The organism is Candidatus Acidulodesulfobacterium sp. H_13 (genome assembly GCF_048541835.1).
Classification (GTDB): Bacteria; SZUA-79; SZUA-79; order Acidulodesulfobacterales; family Acidulodesulfobacteraceae; genus QIJE01.
In genome coordinates this window covers 166,542-185,232 of sequence record NZ_JBLEOY010000003.1, presented here as the reverse complement: position 1 = coordinate 185,232, position 18,691 = coordinate 166,542, and the positions used below count along the sequence as shown (strand labels likewise).

Genomic DNA, 18,691 nt, shown 5'->3' with positions numbered 1-18,691 from the left:
GCGTAAGAAGGTCTGATGCCGATAAACATCGTCGACACCGATAATGCAAAAATCAAAAATGCGATAAAACTTCGAACAAAAAAACTAACTGAATCCGGTTTTAATTTCATTCTCCTTCATCCTCCATTAGAGTTATATTAAATTTTTATCCATCCGTGTAATTGTAGCAGACTAATATTACCGTTTTATGACATTTAGGTTAAGTTTTGTTAAATTTCGTTACGGTTTTGTGATATTAAGGTGACATTATTCAATTTTTTTAGTGATTTGAAGGGAAAACGACAATACGTATGATGCCTGCTTTTTTAATGTACCCGGTAAATTCCAAAATATTATAATTTATAGTGTGATATAATGTAATTAAATCAGAGTAGTCGCTGTAAATGTCCTGAGTATAAACTATAATAGCCTAATCTAAACAGGGAATATGTACAATTTAAGCCAGACGGCATTAGATCTTGACGGGGTAATATTCGATTATGAAAAAACATTTCAAAAAGAAGCCGTCAAACTTAATATGAATATACGAGTAAAACATCCTGAGATATACAGCATGACGGATAGATATGAAATAACGCAAGAACAAGTATCTTTAATCAATTTAAGGATAGATTTTACTAATATGGATATTTTTGACGAAATTTTAAGCTTAAGGCACCATATTGATGATATTATGTGTTTTATAACGGCAAGTCCGAAAGAAATATTGCATTTGCGGAAGAAAAATTTGTCTAAAATATTTAAAAAAAATATCCCGGTATATTATGCCGAGACGGAAAAAAAGCATGACATTATTAATGATTTAGGAATTAAATACTTTATAGACGACTATAACGCAACAATTCATTATGTAAATATAAACTGTCCAGATTGTAATGCATACTGGCTCGATAGGGGATATAAGGACAAAACGTTGCCGGACTCTAAAAATAAAATAAATAATTTGACGGAGTTTTTTGATTGAACATGTATCATCATACAATCCAAAGTTATTTCGTTTATATCTCGCCACATAATAAATGATAAGGACAATATTCGCAAGCCCTATTTTCAAAATTGTCCGGAATGAAAGGTATGTCTTTATTCAATATTTCTCCTATTATATATTGTAGCGAAGGTAAGAATATATCTTCCATAAGATCTTTCGTGTCAATATCAAAGTTCGCGGCACTTTTTGCCGTTTTATTGCCGAGCAGGTACAATCTATGTCCGCCTTCATTCGGCATCGGACTTTTACCGGAACCGGTTAAACCGGTCAGGTTAAGGCAGGCATCCATGCTGCTGTAATTCTCTATATTCTGCTTGGTTTTAAACAGATATAGATAAACAGGAAGCTGAAACGATTTTATAAGTTCTTTAATATCCTCTCTTTTATTTAAAAAAACAGGTTTTTTTCTGCCGCGGTTTAAAATTTTCTTAATATCGGGCATAACCGAAGATGTTCCGGTTTTGTAATCGATAATTAAAAAACGTTCGACCCCTTCGTTTGCAACATTTACTCCACCTGTTCCTCTCGATTTTGCATCCCTGTTTTTATATCCGTCTATCCTGTCTATTTTGCCGTAAAGCCTTATCTCCCTTCCTTTTTCTATTCCGCCTGCTCCATCCTCTATCTTGAACTGCGCTTCTTTTTCCGATTCTAACCCTATAATTTTCCAAATATATTCATCCTTTTTACAGTTCTCTAAATCATTTTTAATAAAATTATACAATATCTTTTTTGCCGTCTCTTTAACTATAAAATATTCGCCGAAATCGGCGTCAATCCCCAGCTCTGCAATATTGCGAGGTTCTTCTATTGCCCTGCATATTTCGTCTTTAAAATAGTCGTCGTCCTCTAAAAATCGATAAATAATATCGTAACCATTTCTCTTTATTCCATCATAAAATCCCCTGAGCGCTCTATGTACGAATATTCCGATTTTATCCGCGCCTATGCCGGCCTTTAAATGCTTAGTTTCTTTGAGTTTAAGTACATATCTATAATAAAACTGCGCCGGACAATTAATATAGGTATCTATAGCCGAAGCCGATAATTTACCCGCCAAATCATCTAATATTTTTAAAATATCGTCGTTCTTATTTATACTGAAACCGTCGTCGTTCTTGCCGTTCTTGAATATTTTAGTTTTAAAGCCTAACGGAATTATTTTATCTTCCATATCTAAACTCTTTGTTTTTTTTTCGTTTTCCCATATAATTTCTTCTACTAATCTGCTCCTTATGCGCTTATTGTTTTTTACGTAAACTATATGCGCCTCTTTTGAACCCGATATAAGCCTTCTAAAGTGATAACGATACATAGATTCGTAATCGCCGTAAGTCGTTAAGCCTATTTTTTTTCTTATAGGATGAGGTAGAATAGGATCTATTTTCTTTAATGGGGGTAAAACATTTTCATTAACATCTATAATTATAACCCTGTCAAACTTCAAGACTCGAGTCTCCAAAATTCCCATTATTTGCATGCCTTTTAACGGAATACCGCTAAAAGCAGCGGACTTGTTTTCCATATAATACATAAAAAGTCTAAAAATAGATTTTTTTTCAAGTAATTCGTCTTTAAAATAAGAATTTTGAAACATATCAATGGATTCTTTCGTTTTTTTTATGAGTTTATAAGAAAATCCATATGTAAAAATACTTCTATTATTTTCGGAAATCAATTCGATAATTTTTAACAAATTCTCTGCAAAATTCATAGGGGTTATCTTATTATTTTCAAAATTTATAAAAAAATATTCATGAATGACATTAATTGTGGCATCTTTATCTGCGCTTTGATTCCGGATATCGCTCTCGCCTTCCCGTTCCCGCTTTTGCTTCTGCTTATACCCACCGTATTCACCCGAAAAGCAATCTTTTTCTATGTCTGCAAGCCTCACGAACGCATCGCCTTTTTTTAGGATATATTTCTCTATATTGTTTATTATGGTTATCTTATCTGCGCCGCCAGATGCTTTAACATACGGATGTTTAATAAGATTTAAATAATCCCTTGCGGCATATTTTTGACCCAATGTATTATTATTGTCGTAAACCGCCGATTCTTGGGCATTAAATATAAGCCTGATAAGCGAATAAAGAGGGGTTCTTTTTAAGGGATACCCCATTGTTATATTATAATCTAAGTTATTTATCTGCTTTACTGTATAGTAAAGAAACGGGAGTAATGTAGCGGCATCAAGCAAAATAACGGCCGTTTTTTCAGGATTGAAACCGACACCTTCCAATACATTTTTAAATATAAGCAATTCGGAATGGGTATTGCCGGCTTCATATAAATGTAAAATGGAATCTTTCATAAAAGAATCGGGGTTATCGGCGGTTAAACCTGATCCGTCATAATTTATATGTTCACTTAAATTAACGATTTCTATCCCTTCTCCTCTACATTTCTTTACTATATTTTTAAAATAATCCTTCCAGTCTTTTAAAGATTCAATTTGAATATAAAATTCCGCAATTCCGCAATCTACCAGCGCTTTAATAATATCGGCCTCTCCGTTAGACGGAAAAGATAATCCCAGAAAATAGATTTTTTCGAATTCCTTAAATTTTCTACTTATAAATTCCGGGGTATTATTGAGAAAATCAGTTGCCTCATAATAATTTAAACCCGAGGTCGTCAGGCCCTTCTCCTTTAATTTTTCATGAAACTTATCCCTTATAAATGAAAGATGTTTATAAAACTTGCTTATATTTTCGGGAACATAAGCGGAATAAAAAGACTTTATATTTCCAATGATTTTATTATCGACTAAACCTTCGTCAAGTTCGTTAATTGCATCGAATAGTTGTAGGCCCCGAAAAAAAAAGTCATCGAATTTATTCATCTTTTTAAAAAATCCCGAATCGCCGAAGTCTAAACCGTTTTTTTGAATATATTCGATTATCTTATAAAGAAACCATGGGGCATTTATCCTGTCGCATTCGGCTTTCTTACCCCTGCTTTTTTCGGCGATAAATCCGATAAATTCGGAAATAGAAAACATCGAAGGCAAATAATCCCTTGATTCTATATTAAAATTGCGCAAAAAAATGTCTTGAAGATATAAAGCCGGCCTTTTGCCCGGAAACACCAAAGCATATTTAGACAAATTTTTATTGCGGCTGTCACTGCTATTGCCTGCAAGTTCACCAGCTATATGCTCTAAAATGGAATCTTCGTATGAAAACACATGAATTTTCATTTAATTTTTTAAAACCTCTTTTCTCCCAATTCTAAAATATTATTATCGCCGTTTTCCTCGTCTCTATCCGTACTGCGCTCATCTTCAAAAAAAAGATCGGTTAATTCATTACGACTTTTTCCTATTTTGGAAGGGGTCATTATGTAAAGTTCTTCCTTAGCCCTGGTAAGCGAAACGTAAAAAAGATTCAGCTCATCTAAAAAACTCATGGACTTTTCTAATATATACCCTTTCGTTTCGGGTAAATTTTCATCTACACCAAATAAAAGCTCCTGTTCGTTTTTATTTGTATAATAAAGGCTTATTTTATCACAATCGTCATATAACGACGGACATGATGAAATCAAAATCCTGTTTATCGGTTTCTTTTTGATACAGGCATAGGGAACGATAACTACTGGAAACTGAAGCCCCTTAGCCTTGTGCGCAGTTAAAACGTTTATGGCATTATTTGACGGATCTGGCTCCGTTAAAAATTGTTCCGCATCCTGCGCAGTATCCTCAAAAAAATCTATAAATAAATCCAAATCGTTTTCTCCCGCATCTTCCCTGTTTTTTATAATTTCAAGCAAATGCATAAAAAATCCTACATGTTCTGTAAAATTCTTATATATATCAAATTTTTCATATAACCTGCATACCGTTTCATAAACAGAATAGAATCCGACGCCATTAAACAGCTCGGATATATAGCCGTCCCATAAGCCTGCGGCGGTAACACTCTCCATCCCCCATTCCTTAAACTTAATATAAATAAATTCTTTGCCCGTATTCTTTAATATAAAGTCGTTTATCCCCTTTCTTAGGGTAAAATCATCATACTTAACGGCTGTGCTAAAAATCTTTCCCGATATAAAATTAATAAAAGAAAGATTATCGGCGGGATCATCGATAAACTTTAAAAACGAAATAATTTCCATTATCAGCCGGTTATACCTAATGTCGGCACTCTGATTGGATTTAACCGGCACACCTTCTTCCTTCAGTTTAAGAACAAAACCCGCCGCATCACTGTTGGTGCGGGTTAAAATTGCTATGTCTCTAAACGTATATCGTCTGCCTGCACCGGCTAAACCCTTTATGATATCGACCGTTTTACTCAAAGACGGTCCGATCGAACCGGCATCGTAATCGCCGTTTTTAATGTTATTTCCATCCTTATCATTATTATGATCATCCGAAAGCCTCTCTATTCGAATATACCCCTTAAAATCCTCTTTGCTTTTACTCTCTCCCTCCATAACGATAAATTGTTCATGGTTCTCGTATACTCCGTATATAAGACTTCCGACTTTATTTCTATAAGCCCCCTCAAGCCTGTTAGGTTTAGATTTCATGTTTTCAGAGAACAATAATTTTTCAATTAGATTCTTCGGATTGAACGTTTTGTTAAAGAAATCGACGAGTATTTTTTTTGACCTAAAATTATACCGAAGTTTTTCCCTGTACAAGTTGTCTTCGCAAATAACGTTATTTCTGCTAAATTCATCTGTTACGTCATCAAAAAGGTCGGCATAACCGCCTTTAAATCGATAAATCGATTGTTTCTTATCACCTACGTAAAATAGAGAACCGCCGTTTGAAAGGCTGTTTTCTATTAAGCCCCTGAGGTTATCCCACTGAAGCCTGTCCGTATCCTGAAACTCGTCTATTAGATAATGATAAACCTGTTCGCCTATGTTAAAATATATATCCGGAACCATGTTGCCCTTAATCAATTCGTTTACTTTTATTTTTAGTTCGTCTAAAAGGACAACCCCGTCGCTTTTTAATTTTTCTCCCATTATTCTCTTACTCTCTTTCAATATTTCCATGTAAGGATAAAATTTTATGCTGCCTGTCGATAAAATTATATCCTTAACGGTGCCCCTTATGTCATCCCAAATCAGTTGAAGTTCGCCTATCGCTTTCCATTTGTCGCCGTCTGTGGCACCGACGCCCGCAAGTATATTTTTGACGTCGCTATTCTTCCAGAATGAAGAACTAAAATCCTTTTTGAGAATTTTAGTCAATCCCTTTTCAAATATCTTTTTAAACCTTACGTTCTGTAGTCTACTTATTTCTCCGGCCAAATCACCTAAAAGCCCCCCGCATTCGGAAATGTTTCCGGAAAATAACGCTGCTGGTTTTTTGACAATTTTATCCGCCAGCCGGTCTATGCCCCCATGCGACTTTTCTATGAAATCTTCGTCTGCATATTCGGCAATATCAAAATATTTTCCGACGCTGTATTCTATATCCCTCAATTTTCCGACTACTTCGTTGATAGTACGGCGCGGGTTAAAAAGGGTTTTATTTTCTATGAGTACATAATTCTTTACGAAATTTAAAAATATTTTCCTGATTCTATCGTCTTCTTTTGCTTCAAAAAGTAATTTGCCTATAGAAAAATCTATATATGAAAGTTTATCGGTAATTATTTCAAATCCGGGATTTATATCTATTTCAATAAGAGATGCCCTTATTATTTCAGCTAAAAAACTATCGATTGTTTTAACATTAAAATCCGTATAATTTTTTATTATATTATCCACTAAAACCGACGCCCTCAACGATAATGATTCATCGCTTTCTTCGGCTGTATCTATAATCGACTTTATCTGCTCAGACTCTTCTTTTTCGCCTATAGCAACCTTCTTCAATAACTGCAGTATCCTCTCCTTCATTTCATTCGCAGCCTTGTTCGTAAATGTTATAGCCGTTATATTATTTAGAGCGTTCGTGCTTATATCCGTGCCGTCCGCGTCTCCGGTAGGTTTTTTTACGCAAGAGGATAATAAAAACTGAACATATCTCAAGACGAGGCTATGAGTCTTTCCGCTCCCCGCGGATGCCGATAACCGGAAAATATGCGGAAAAACAAGGTTCGTGTCTTTTTTTAGAATATTATTTTTTAAAATGCTATCCATAAATAAAGATCGTATGATTAGATTTACACATCGGCAACGGTTAGGGCGGCTTCAAACGCCATTTGAAGTTCTTCATCGGTATGGATGGCGAACACCGGTATCTTTCCGCTTTCTATGGATTTTATAGAATTGCGTATGTTAAGTTTGCCGTATGGGTTAAACTTTTGAAAATATTCCGCCGCTTCTGTATTTTTTTTGTTATTTATCTTAATGCCGGCGTAAGACAGGTTTTTGCATACTTCTTTTCTCAAGGTTCCTGAATTTTCACCTATACCGCCGGTAAAGACAAGGGCATCTATACCGTCCAATGATGCCGCATACTGCCCGATAAATTTTATTATTCTATAAGAAAACATTTTTAAGGCAAGCTTTGAATATTTATCGTCTCTTTCCGACAGCTCTTTAAAATCATATGTTCTTTTGGATATTCCAAGAAGTCCGCTCTTTCTATTTAATATATCAAGTATCACATCATCGGTCGCCTTCAGTTTTTCTTTAAGAATAAAGGGAATCTCCGGGTCTATGCTCCCGCATCTCGTGCCCATCATCAAGCCCTCCAACGGGGTATAACCCATGGATGTATCTATTGACTTTCCCGCCTTTATTGCGCATATGCTTGCTCCGTTTCCTATATGGCATATTATTAATTTTTTGAAATTCTTCCTATCAAGACTTAATAAATTATTAATAAAGGCATATGAAATACCATGAAATCCGAACTTTTGCATATCGTATTTATCGTAAAAATATATAGGAAGGGGATAAAGCCTCGCATGAAGAGGAATAGTGCGATGAAAAGCGGTATCGAAAATACATATATGCTTTGACTTCGGAAATACATGCCGCATAATCTCTAACCCTTTTAAATTAGAAGGATTATGAAGCGGCGCAAGTCCGTTTAGCATTTTTAATTTTTTTATATGTTTATCCGATATTATCAGCGGTTTTTTAAAATCCTTTCCGCCGTGGACATATCTGTGTGCTACTATATCTATGCTTAGGCGGTTATTTTCATTGTTTTGAAATAAATTATTTTTTTCGAGAATATAATTTATTGCCGTTTCGTGATTGTCAAAATTGATACTTGCGTTCTCACGTTGATTTTTACCTTCGACAAAAAAAGAACCGTATTCGGTTCCTATCTCTTCTATTTTGCAGGTTAATATCCTTTTGAGATTTAGCAGTTTTTGCTTTATTTCATGTTTTTTTAGATGGATTGCATCTTTGCCGCCGGAAAACTCTAAAATAGAAAATTTAATCGATGAACTACCACAATTAATCGATATAAGCCTTGTTAAATCAGCCATTTCATTTTATGTTTTTTATAAATACACAGTATCTTCCTTAAAACCGGTTTTTAAAAAAAGAAGAATATAGTCCCTCAAATGGCGCGTTATTAAAAAATTACGTTTTACGTGTTCATGCCCGTTTTCTCCCAGTTGTTTTGCATATTCCGGATTTTGGATCAGTTGCTTTACGTAAAGTGCCGTTCCCTCTGTAGTTCTGGATAAAAGACCGGAATGTCTATGCGTAATTTGAAGGGGTATACCTCCAACGGCTGAAGCTACTACCGGTTTTGACTTCCATAATGCCTCGGAAACAGTCAAACCGAAACCCTCTTTGATAGATTTCTGCAGCACCACGGTCGATGCCCTTTGTAGCGCATTTATTTCAATATTACTTGCCGGCGGAAGCTTAAAAACATGGATATCCTTATCTCCTCCCGCCTTAGCAATAACTTCGTTAAAGACCTCTATGCCTTCGGGGTCGTCCGTTGCGCCGCCGCCTGCAAGCACAAGCTGACAATCGACATGTTTCTTGACAAGTCTGTACACGTCTATCACGCCAAGGGGATCCTTTAACCTGTCAAACCTGGAAACTTGAGTTATAGTCTTCTTTTCCGGATCTATCCCGAATCTTTCAAGGACGTCGTTTACGGTCTGCTGAGGCAAATCTTTATTTTTATCCGATAGCGGATCAATAGAAGGAGAAATCAATATTTGAGGTATTTTAAGCTTTTTGGCAAAAAGAGGGGATGAAAAAACCGAATAATCATATTTTTCTATAAATTTTTTCAAAAAATTGAATGTCTTAACGTTTGCCGAACTTAAATCAATATGGCATCTCCATATAAATTTTTTGCCTTTATGATTATTATTGTTCTTAATTTTTACTAAGCCTATTGGTTGCGGGTCATGAATACAAATAATATCTCCGTACAAATTCATCTCTCTCAAATTTTCATCCGTAACGTCGAGAAAATGCCTGAAATCGCCTTCGGTTATATCCTCTTTTACCCCGTGTAGAGAGTTATGCATCTTCTTGGTCACTTCAAAAAATCTCTCTCCGCCTTTTATGAAATCCCACCTTGCATCCACCCCTACTTCCTTCATGAGCGGAACCATTCGGCCTAAAATTTCAGCTACGCCCCCGCCTACCGGCGTAGAATTTATATTCTGAATAATCTTCCCGGATAAATACGAGCCTATTTTCTTAATCTCTTCAATTGTCTCAAAACCGACAATGTCGGCATAATCATTTATGGAATTCATATATAATTTTCGGTAAGTTTTATAATATCTTCTTTAAATTTTTCAATAGTAAGTGTATAGGGATCTAAATTTGCTATTTTATCGGCTAATTCTGGAAGCTTAATCTCGTCTTTAATCCATAAAGAAAAATCATTAAGTTCCGTAGAGCGCAACCTTACATGCGACTCGAAAAAATGATAATAAATTGAAAATACGGTTATATGTCTTAAGATATCTACAAATCCATTAAGGGTATAGGCCTCTTTGCCGGTATTCATAACAAATGCTATAGCCCTCATAAAATTAAACCTCCCCCCCATCTCGACATTTTTAGTCTTCTTATTTTTAGACATAAACGCGGTAATCTTGTCGATTATTTCATCCTTGTATTCGTCCAACGTTTTGCAATTAAAAAAATCTAAACTGGAAATTTCTTCACCCAGCAAATCTTCTCCCAATCTTTCCGTAATCCAATATGCAAAATCGTTAGGCGAAGACGGTATATGATAACGATGCTGAATGAGATAGTGATGCGTGTGATAGTAAATAATGGGATCGTCGGATTTTTTTATACCCCCTAATAATTCTTTCAGATTAAGCGCATAAGCGCCGGTAAGTTGAGGCAAGGTCAATCTTGTATAGAATTTAAAGGGGTAATTTGCTCTGTTTTCCATTTGTATTTATAATAACACCGTTGAGATTTGATTGTCAATCTTATCTCTTCCCTCCATTTTTTTATTTAAATTAAATAAAGCGCAGTAAGGAAATTATAAGCCCAGTCGTATATATCGTTCTCAAGGATAATATTCTGCATTTTTGAAACTCTTTTCTTTTTTTCTTCTTTATCCATCATAATGCCTTCGTATATTTTTCCGGCAAAACATTCACTATCGTACGGATTAACCAGGAGAGAGTCGTACAGCTCCTTTGCCGCACCGGCAAACCTCGACAAAATTAGCATTCCTTTATAATCCGTATCAGACATAATAAATTCCTTTGCTACAAGGTTCATGCCGTCATGCAGGGGTGTAGCAATCATAACGTCGCAAAGTCTGTAGTATGCCATGTAAACCTCTAAGTCAAGTTGCTTAAAATATCTTACTATCGGATACCACTCCGATGTCCCGTACTTCCAGTTGATATCGTCGGATAGCCTGAAAATCTCATCGTTAAATTTCTTATAAGCCTCTATATGTACCCTGGACAATACTCCGAATTGCACAAAAACAAATTTGCCTATAAGCTCGGGATGCCTTTCTAACAGCTTGTCTATCGCCATCAGTTTTTCTATAATTCCCTTAGTGTAATCTAACCTGTCTACCGAAACAGCTAAATACTCGTAAGGCGGTTCAATGATCTCGTCATTTTTTTGAGTCTCGTCTATTATCTCGTCAACCTTTTCGGACATAGCGATATGATTTAAATGTACCGCGTCTATGCTGATCGGGAACGGCATAACCTTAGTCTTATGACCCTTATAGGTAATAGAATAATCCGCCCAATTAACCTGGGCTTCAAGCTCCCATTCGCATGACCTTAAAAAATTCTGACAGTGATATATTATATGAAAGCCTATTAAATCGTTTGACAATAGACCCTCCAACAACTTAGTCTTTTCGGGACATATAGAAAATATTTCCGGATTAGGCCACGGGATATGCCAAAATATCGATGTTTTAAGTTCGTTATCATATTCTTTTAAATATTTAGCACACATCGCAAGATGATAATCCTGAAGCCATATAATGTTTTCCGAAGAAATGCCGTTTTTATCGCTTCGCTCTTTAATCTCTTCAATTATAGAATCCGCAAACTTCCTATTTACTTCGTCGTATGCTAAAAATTGATCGGAATTAAAAACCGGTTTGACATACACGGTATGAGACAGCGGCCATAAGACCGAATTGGAATAACCGTAATAATAATCATTTAAATCCTTTTTCGTAAGAAAAACCCTTTTTAGCGTATAAGATTCTTCCCCCTCCGGTAGTTTAATCTTTTTTCCGCTATCTACGACGACTTTATCCGCACCTCCTCCGCCATATGCGATCCATGTTCCGTGAAGGTTCTTTAATATAGGTTCTAAAGCTATCGTAAGACCGCCCACCGATTTGACGGCTTTTATTTTCTTACCGACATATTCGTGCGCCGTAGGTTCTCTATTGGAAACGATAATTAAATTAATATTGCCTAATTTCTCTTTTATAAGGTCGTTAAACCTATCCTTTTCCATTTTTATAGTATTTTAATCTTAATTTAAATTTACTAAAATATGGCAATATTCTGCAATATAACGTTAACGGCTGATACACTGTAATTTTATAACATTTCTAATATTTTTTCAATCTTCCATTATTCTTGATTATATAATATGATAATAACAATGATTTATAACGGCATAGAAAAAAAGGATGAGATAAAAAAAATAATCGAAGCGGTTAACCCCGATATAATAGTTTTTTGCATCGACTTTGACGGCACTTTGGTCAAAATATGCAAAAGCCCTTATGACGTGGTTGTTTCGGATAAGCTTCGCGATTTTTTAACCGACATAAACAATACGGACGGCGTTTATTTATGTATAGTAACCGGACGAGAATTATCGGATATAGAAAATAGAATAGGTATAAAAAATAATATAATTTATTCGGGAAATCATGGTTTTGAAATAAAAAGCTATTATAAGTATTTTAAATTAAATTTCTTAACGGAAAACGCGGATACATATATTCCCTTGTTGACCGATATTTTAGACAAGGTCAAAGATATAAGATTAGATAATCTTATATTAGAAAATAAAAAATTTTCTATAAGCGTACATTACAGGCTTTTAGACAATGACAGCGCAAAATATCTTAAAAAAAAGGTCAAAGATATCTTAAACGGAAATCCTGAGTTCAAAAAATATTTACACATCGCAAGAGGAAAAAAAATAATTGAAATAAGGCCTAAAATAGACTGGAATAAGGGGTCCGCATGTAAATATATCACTAAAGAATTACTAAAAGCAGATGCCTTAATATCTCATCGGGTTTTAAATCACGACACTGCCGTCGATAACAACAAGATCAGCATTCTCAAGGTAAGTCTGGGCGACGACGTCACCGACGAAACGATGTTTTATGATGATTATTCATTTACCGAAGGGAACATTGCCGCTGACGTATATACTATAAACTGTGTCGTAGGCAAAAAACAATCGGCGGCAAATTTTTATATCGAAAACCATAACTATACCCCTGCTTTTATTAAGAAAATTCTAACAACATTCGATGAGAGACACTCAACTAAAACCTAAGCTTTAAACCTGCCTCTGGACCTTCAAACTCTAAGCTCCCATCCACGCTATTCGTATCAACGTGAACCTTATCATAAACGTAGTCTGCAAAAACGGAAAGAGGACCTATGGCTTTATAGTCTACTCCGACATTTACGTGATAGTAATAACCGGTAGAGCCCAAAGCAAATCCTTGAAATTTTCCCACAAACGAAAAATCGTTTAATGGAGAAATTCTCAACCTCACACCCATTAACGGTATGGGCAGATTAACATCTTTCGACTCCGTTGCATATAAGGAATTGAGTTCCGTTTTAACGGTTATAAGATCTACGCCGACACCTAAACCTATAGACACGTAGTTGCTTATATCAAAATTACGGGTGTAAAACATCTTATAGCTATAAATGTCCAATTGCGACGTGACATCAGTATTGACGTCATATGTTTTCCCGTTAAAATCAATCTTTTTTGATAATACCCTTGAACCGTTATAAACATACGGAACATAGGTGAAAGAAATTCTATTATCGTATAACATTAGAAATGCAACTTTAAACATGGGTTCGGTTTTGGTAGTTCGTAACCCTATATCCGAAGGGGTTATATTAGTAGGACCGTAACCGTTTATAGAATTTCCAATCTTTAAGTGCCCCGAAAGATTCTGAAAATAGGCTCCCCCTTTAAATTCAATCCCAAGCATGCCGGAGGCATAAACCTTCGGCGCGCTTACCGTTCCGATAAATATTAAAATTAAACTCATCAAACCCGTCAAGCTGATTAAACCTACAAAAAAAGCACGTGCGGATTTTCCGGCCAACAACGTAAACATGATAAAATCCTCCATCTTAGTTATAGTTAGTTTAATTAATTAAATATTTATTATTGTTTAATCAATTTATTTCTGGTCTTAGGCAGAGACTGGGGATACTTATCCTTAATAAAGGCTATAATTTTTTCTCTTACAAAACATCTTAAATCCCATAATCTTGACGAATCGGATGCGCTCATAAGTGCCCTTAATTCAAGCGTTTGTTCCTTTGCATCGGTAACCTGAAGCCCCCACGTTTTTTTGTCCCACAGGTCAGTCGTCTTAAGTATGTTTAATAACTCCTCCCTAACATAGTCCACATTAACACTGTAATCCGTGTATATAAAAACGGTACCTAAAAGATTAGCGGAAACCCTGGTCCAGTTTTGAAAGGAGTTTTCGATAAAATAATTTATCGGGATCACAAGCCGCCTTAAATCCCAAATTTTTAATACTACATAAGTAAGAGAAACTTCTTCCACTCGTCCCCACTCCCCGTCGATGATCAATACGTCGTCTATTTTAATCGGCTGAGTAATTGCTATTTGAAGACCCGCTATAAATAAATTTAAGGTTCTCTGCGCGGCGAAACCGGCAATTATACCTATTATTCCGGCGGAAGCCAGTATTGCAGTCCCTATCTCCTTAACCTCTCTAAACTGCATTAAGATGAACGATAAACCTACCAATGCAATTATTATAATAAGAATTTTTTTAAGAAATTTGGTTTTCGTGTAAACCTTGCGCGCCTCAAAATTATTTTGCGTTTTTATATTATATTTTCTTATAATAAGCTCTTCGAGAATATAGGTTGATTTTATAATACCAAAAGCAAAAATACCTATATAAGAGATAATTATAAACTTTGAAGCAATAATAATCGTCGTATTATTATTAAAATGCAAAAAAGGAAAAATAACGGAAAATGCAAAAATAATAATTAGAATCCTTGAGAAAAATCTCATGTGTTTCGGTATTAAATCGGAATTAGGAATATACTTAGTGATATAAGGATAGATCTTGAAAATTAACAGGGTTAATAGATAGCCGACAATAATAGATCCTACGCCTGCTATAATTACCATAATGAGATCGCTGATGTTTTTTAAATTAAGCATAAAAAAATCTAATTTGAAATCTTAATAAGTTTATTTTTAGCCTTTAATCCTTTAATAATTTCTATATTTTTTTTGGGAATATTTAGAATCTCGGATAGATATTTTATTATAGCCTTATTAGCTTTGTTATCAACGGGCCTTTCCAAAATATAAAGCTTAATTTTTATACCGTCCGCTCTTTCGGATATCTCAAATTTTTTTAATTTTGAACCCGTTTTTACTTCTATTTCAATTAAACAAGGTAAATGACCAAGTATCATTAGATATTATTATATATAGCTTTTAATTATTGTCAATATTTATTAAAAAACGATTCATTATAATAAAACAATACGAATCAAGGATTTTCGGCCGAAAGTTGGAATTTGCGTCTTAACAAGCCTCCGCCGGCTATCATAGCGAATATCGTAAATACCAAGCTAAACAATATCACGTATGTATATCCAAAATGCGTTGCTATTACACCGCCTATAAATCCTCCTATTACGTTATCGAAGCTTTGAAGCATATTTGCAACACCCAACAGCTCTGACCTCTTTGATTCATTTACGAGTCTAACTATACTGATATTCATGCCCACGGCAAGAAACGACCAGGCAATAATCATGAAAATAAAGCCGATCACGCCTAATAGATGCAGCGACGTATATATACCTAAGAACATCAATACAAAACTCAATATGTATAAAAATATACCGATATTAAAAGAAAAAAAGGGGCTGTGCTTTTCGGATATTTTCCCCGCCATTATGAAAAAAACTACGCCTAATCCGGTGCTAATCGCATAAATTAGAGAAGATAACGACTCTTTAACAAAAAACATATGTTTCATTAAAAGAGGATACATGGCATAAATAGGCGCAGCCGCCAATAAGGCAAAAATCCAGCCAAGATTAATTAGTAATATCCGCTTGTTTTTGAGATGGAGAATATGTTTTATTTTAAATCTATGATAAAAATATCCAGTAAATATCTCGGAGAAATGCATTTTTGGTTTCAACAAAGAGGAATTAAGCTCGTGATGTTTGGCGATATGATTATGATATCGTGCTAAAGGAATATAGGATAAAAAACCTATGATCAAAAAGGGAACGGCAACTATGGCATTTGTATAAGCCGATACGATAAGTAATCCGACGACGGTTCCAATCGTCATAACCGCCTGCATTAACGATATATATTTATCCCACTGCGGTTTATCGTAAGTATTCGTAATAATAACACTTGCAAGCGCAAAGATACCGGCTGCAAAAAAACCAAAAACAAATACGAGCGGTATTAAAAATGCGTTATGGAATAAAATTATCAACAACCAACCGACGCAAGACAGGATACTACTTGCAAATATAAGGTTTTTAATCTTTATCGTATGCGATAGAATGCTCCACATTATCGCACCTATGCCGATACCCATATTTAACATAGCAAACGCCAATCCTGCTTTCATGCTTGTTTGCGCCAATAAGGGTATGACCATGATGCCGATACCCCAAACCACTCCGTTCACTATGGAAAAGGGAAGGGCCAAATGAAAAAAATTAGGCTTTTTTTTAGACTGTTCCGTAAGCTTATACCCCTCTAAAAAGTATAGGATAGATCTTTTCAAAGTTCAACAATAAATAGGGCGTTTTTCTCGTCTTCTTTATGGTTGCGACATTAAAACTCTTCATGCTAAAAAAACCGTAACCGCTATTCTCTCTATAATCCCCTCTTACCCAAGAACCGAACGAAATAATTTTCTCAACTTTACAGCCGGTTTTTTCTACTTCTCCGTTAATTATAGCACAAATCAATTCATAAAATATTTGAACAGCTGACAGTATGCTGTGCTTTTTTCTTAACGGGTTCGATTTTAGTCTTAGGTTTGAGCAGTGTGGGGCGCCTCATCCTTCATGCGGAAAAAAAGAATATTTGTTTTAACTGGTCGGGACGACTGGATTCGAACCAGCGACCCCTTGCTCCCGAAGCAAGTGCGCTACCGAGCTGCGCCACGTCCCGAAAATAAGCAGAAAAACAGGATTTAATCTATCTTAGGTCGGATATCAAACTATTTGCTATTATACCATATTTGCTTGACGCTTTTCATTAAATTCTTTCTCTCATCTCGTCAATCGTTTTTTTATAATCGTCCGTATTGAATATTCCCGAACCGCTGACAAAAATGTCCGCTCCCGAATTGGCGACATCTGCGATATTTACTACCTTTATCCCGCCGTCCACTTCCAAAAACGTTTCTAATTCTCGCTGTATTATAATTTTGCGCATCTTTTCTATCTTAAACAAAGAGGAATATATAAAATCCTGACCGCTAAAACCCGGATTAACGGACATAATCAAGACTAAATCAATATAATTAAGTATTTCGCTTAAAAAATCCACGGGTGTAGCCGGATTTATAGCAACACCGGGACTTGCATCAAGTTCCCTTATTGTTTCAACCATTCTGTGCAGATGAATGGCACCCTCATAATGTACAGTTAAGATATCCGCTCCGCTTTTTACAAACTGTTTTATATATCTTTCGGGTCTGTCTATCATTAAATGGACGTCTAAGGGAATATCCGTCCGAGATTTTATAGCCTCAACAATATTCCACCCTGCAGTAATATTAGGGACAAATATACCGTCCATGATATCTATATGTATTAAATCAGGTGCCGCCTCTTCTATAAGTTTTATTTCTGCCGCAAGATTCAATAAATTCCCCGAAAGAATCGAAGGTGCTATCTTTTTCAAAATGCCTCCCTTTTTTATTTTTTATTCACCAGCTTTTATTCTATAACCCATCTTGCATATTTTAAACATTATATTTATGCGATGCCGTTTCTTGCCATTTCTCTAAGTTTTCTAATTCTATCTTCCGTAGGGGGATGTGTACTGAAAAGTTTTTTAAACGTGACCCCTTTAATGGGATTGACGATAAACATATGAGCAGTAGCATTAGTCATCTGATTTGTAGGCATAGGCGTTTTATCGTTTCCGGCTTCTAATTTATTTAGCGCGCTTGCCAGATATAAAGGGTTGCCGCTTAATTTTGCGCCCCCTTTATCCGCAGCATACTCTCTCTGCCTTGATATGGCAAGCTGTATTATGGTAGCAATAAGAGGAGCTATTATAGCCATGGCAATTATACCTATTATATTTCCTTCCCTATCATCGTTTCCTCCTCCAAAACCGCCTAAGATAGCTCCCCATTCTGCCATCCATGCAAGTATACTAACTGCACCCGTGACCGTAGCGGCAATAGAACCTATGAGTATATCCCTATTTTTTACATGCGTCAGTTCATGCCCTATAACGCCGGACAGTTCGTTATCGTTTAAAATTTTCATAATACCCGTCGTAACGCAGACGGCGGCATGTTGAGGATTTCTTCCGGTAGCAAAAGCATTAGGGGCATCTTCTTCCAATGTATAAACCTTCGGCATCGGAATATTACCCCTTGTTGCGAGGTTTCTAACTATGGAATAGAGCTTGGGTTGTTCGGATTCTGTCACCGGCGTCGCATGATATATAGATAAAACAATCTTATCACTGAACCAGTATGACCCGATATTCATTGCGGCCGCAAGTACCAGTGCTATAATCATGCCTGTTTCTCCGCCCATTATTCCTCCGGCTACAATAAGAATAGCCGTAAGAAACACCATCAGCAGAAAAGTTTTAAAATAATTCATCGTACAATTAACCCCCGCAAAAATCCGACAAATAAGTATATATAATATAAGTTTCTCTATCTGTTTTTTATATAGAATTTACAATATAACATTATATATTATATCATAAATTCAGTGAATATAAAATGTTATGCATTCCACTGCATGCCCCGTGATATTGCATATCGGCATATTC

Annotated in this window: 15 protein-coding genes and 1 tRNA gene; 2 read left to right on the top strand and 14 right to left on the bottom strand. The window is 35.5% G+C overall.

Translation table 11 applies throughout. The features are described from left to right. Positions 1–427: 427 nt before the first annotated feature. On the top strand, positions 428–964 hold the full coding sequence (locus tag ACMCNP_RS08270) for a hypothetical protein (RefSeq protein ID WP_419316257.1): 537 nt from the start codon (positions 428–430) through the stop codon (positions 962–964). Between the two features lie 34 nt (positions 965–998). Here the strand turns inward: ACMCNP_RS08270 and ACMCNP_RS08265 are convergent, their stop codons facing one another. The 6 genes from ACMCNP_RS08265 to ACMCNP_RS08240 all read right to left on the bottom strand — a co-directional run bounded on the left by ACMCNP_RS08265 (position 999) and on the right by ACMCNP_RS08240 (position 11,866). Next, positions 999–4,193, bottom strand: a complete 3,195-nt coding sequence (locus ACMCNP_RS08265; protein ID WP_419316255.1) for a PD-(D/E)XK nuclease family protein — start codon at positions 4,191–4,193, stop codon at positions 999–1,001. 8 nt (positions 4,194–4,201) lie between these two features. Then, positions 4,202–7,102, bottom strand: a complete 2,901-nt coding sequence (locus tag ACMCNP_RS08260) for a UvrD-helicase domain-containing protein (protein WP_419316253.1) — start codon at positions 7,100–7,102, stop codon at positions 4,202–4,204. A 23-nt stretch (positions 7,103–7,125) separates the two neighbouring features. Then, complete coding sequence (locus tag ACMCNP_RS08255; protein WP_419316251.1) at positions 7,126–8,409, bottom strand: acetate/propionate family kinase; 1,284 nt, start codon at positions 8,407–8,409, stop codon at positions 7,126–7,128. Positions 8,410–8,424: 15 nt separating this feature from the next. Continuing rightward, complete coding sequence (locus ACMCNP_RS08250) at positions 8,425–9,654, bottom strand: glycosyltransferase (RefSeq protein ID WP_419316249.1); 1,230 nt, start codon at positions 9,652–9,654, stop codon at positions 8,425–8,427. After that, positions 9,651–10,307, bottom strand: coding sequence for a DUF5752 family protein (locus ACMCNP_RS08245; protein WP_419316247.1), 657 nt, complete (start codon positions 10,305–10,307; stop codon positions 9,651–9,653). Before ACMCNP_RS08245 ends, ACMCNP_RS08250 begins: the two co-directional genes overlap by 4 nt. Positions 10,308–10,372: 65 nt before the next feature. After that, a complete protein-coding gene (locus ACMCNP_RS08240; RefSeq protein ID WP_419316245.1) occupies positions 10,373–11,866 on the bottom strand; it encodes an alpha,alpha-trehalose-phosphate synthase (UDP-forming) in 1,494 nt (497 codons plus the stop codon). Between the two features lie 138 nt (positions 11,867–12,004). On the opposite strand from ACMCNP_RS08240, the gene otsB reads away from it, so the two are divergent. After that, positions 12,005–12,931: a trehalose-phosphatase gene (gene otsB / locus ACMCNP_RS08235; protein WP_419316243.1), complete on the top strand. Its 927-nt coding sequence runs from the start codon at positions 12,005–12,007 to the stop codon at positions 12,929–12,931. Here otsB and ACMCNP_RS08230 read toward each other — a convergent pair. The 8 genes from ACMCNP_RS08230 to htpX form a co-directional block, all read right to left on the bottom strand. Then, positions 12,921–13,742, bottom strand: coding sequence for a porin family protein (locus ACMCNP_RS08230; protein WP_419316241.1), 822 nt, complete (start codon positions 13,740–13,742; stop codon positions 12,921–12,923). The genes otsB and ACMCNP_RS08230 overlap by 11 nt on opposite strands. A 50-nt stretch (positions 13,743–13,792) precedes the next feature. Then, positions 13,793–14,806, bottom strand: coding sequence for a mechanosensitive ion channel family protein (locus ACMCNP_RS08225; protein WP_419316239.1), 1,014 nt, complete (start codon positions 14,804–14,806; stop codon positions 13,793–13,795). Positions 14,807–14,847: 41 nt separating this feature from the next. Next, on the bottom strand, positions 14,848–15,099 hold the full coding sequence (locus tag ACMCNP_RS08220) for a DUF167 domain-containing protein (protein ID WP_419316237.1): 252 nt from the start codon (positions 15,097–15,099) through the stop codon (positions 14,848–14,850). A 77-nt stretch (positions 15,100–15,176) separates the two neighbouring features. Continuing rightward, positions 15,177–16,445, bottom strand: a complete 1,269-nt coding sequence (locus ACMCNP_RS08215) for an MFS transporter (RefSeq protein WP_419316235.1) — start codon at positions 16,443–16,445, stop codon at positions 15,177–15,179. After that, on the bottom strand, positions 16,408–16,632 hold the full coding sequence (locus tag ACMCNP_RS08210) for a hypothetical protein (RefSeq protein WP_419316233.1): 225 nt from the start codon (positions 16,630–16,632) through the stop codon (positions 16,408–16,410). Before ACMCNP_RS08210 ends, ACMCNP_RS08215 begins: the two co-directional genes overlap by 38 nt. A 128-nt stretch (positions 16,633–16,760) precedes the next feature. Continuing rightward, a tRNA-Pro gene (locus tag ACMCNP_RS08205) sits at positions 16,761–16,837 on the bottom strand. Positions 16,838–16,924: 87 nt separating this feature from the next. Next, positions 16,925–17,575 carry a ribulose-phosphate 3-epimerase gene (rpe, locus tag ACMCNP_RS08200; protein WP_419316231.1) on the bottom strand — a complete coding sequence of 217 codons (651 nt, stop codon included), beginning with the start codon at positions 17,573–17,575 and terminating at the stop codon, positions 16,925–16,927. A 74-nt stretch (positions 17,576–17,649) separates the two neighbouring features. Continuing rightward, positions 17,650–18,516, bottom strand: a complete 867-nt coding sequence (htpX, locus tag ACMCNP_RS08195) for a zinc metalloprotease HtpX (protein WP_419316229.1) — start codon at positions 18,514–18,516, stop codon at positions 17,650–17,652. Positions 18,517–18,691: the final 175 nt, after the last annotated feature.

Bases quoted from the DNA above. Each gene is read 5' to 3' on its own strand.
- ACMCNP_RS08270 (WP_419316257.1), top strand. From the start codon at position 428: ATGTACAATTTAAGCCAGACGGCATTAGATCTTGACGGGGTAATATTC.
- ACMCNP_RS08265 (WP_419316255.1), bottom strand. From the start codon at position 4,193: ATGAAAATTCATGTGTTTTCATACGAAGATTCCATTTTAGAGCATATA.
- ACMCNP_RS08260 (WP_419316253.1), bottom strand. From the start codon at position 7,102: ATGGATAGCATTTTAAAAAATAATATTCTAAAAAAAGACACGAACCTT.
- ACMCNP_RS08255 (WP_419316251.1), bottom strand. From the start codon at position 8,409: ATGGCTGATTTAACAAGGCTTATATCGATTAATTGTGGTAGTTCATCG.
- ACMCNP_RS08250 (WP_419316249.1), bottom strand. From the start codon at position 9,654: ATGAATTCCATAAATGATTATGCCGACATTGTCGGTTTTGAGACAATT.
- ACMCNP_RS08245 (WP_419316247.1), bottom strand. From the start codon at position 10,307: ATGGAAAACAGAGCAAATTACCCCTTTAAATTCTATACAAGATTGACC.
- ACMCNP_RS08240 (WP_419316245.1), bottom strand. From the start codon at position 11,866: ATGGAAAAGGATAGGTTTAACGACCTTATAAAAGAGAAATTAGGCAAT.
- otsB (WP_419316243.1), top strand. From the start codon at position 12,005: ATGATAATAACAATGATTTATAACGGCATAGAAAAAAAGGATGAGATA.
- ACMCNP_RS08230 (WP_419316241.1), bottom strand. From the start codon at position 13,742: ATGTTTACGTTGTTGGCCGGAAAATCCGCACGTGCTTTTTTTGTAGGT.
- ACMCNP_RS08225 (WP_419316239.1), bottom strand. From the start codon at position 14,806: ATGGTAATTATAGCAGGCGTAGGATCTATTATTGTCGGCTATCTATTA.
- ACMCNP_RS08220 (WP_419316237.1), bottom strand. From the start codon at position 15,099: ATGATACTTGGTCATTTACCTTGTTTAATTGAAATAGAAGTAAAAACG.
- htpX (WP_419316229.1), bottom strand. From the start codon at position 18,516: ATGAATTATTTTAAAACTTTTCTGCTGATGGTGTTTCTTACGGCTATT.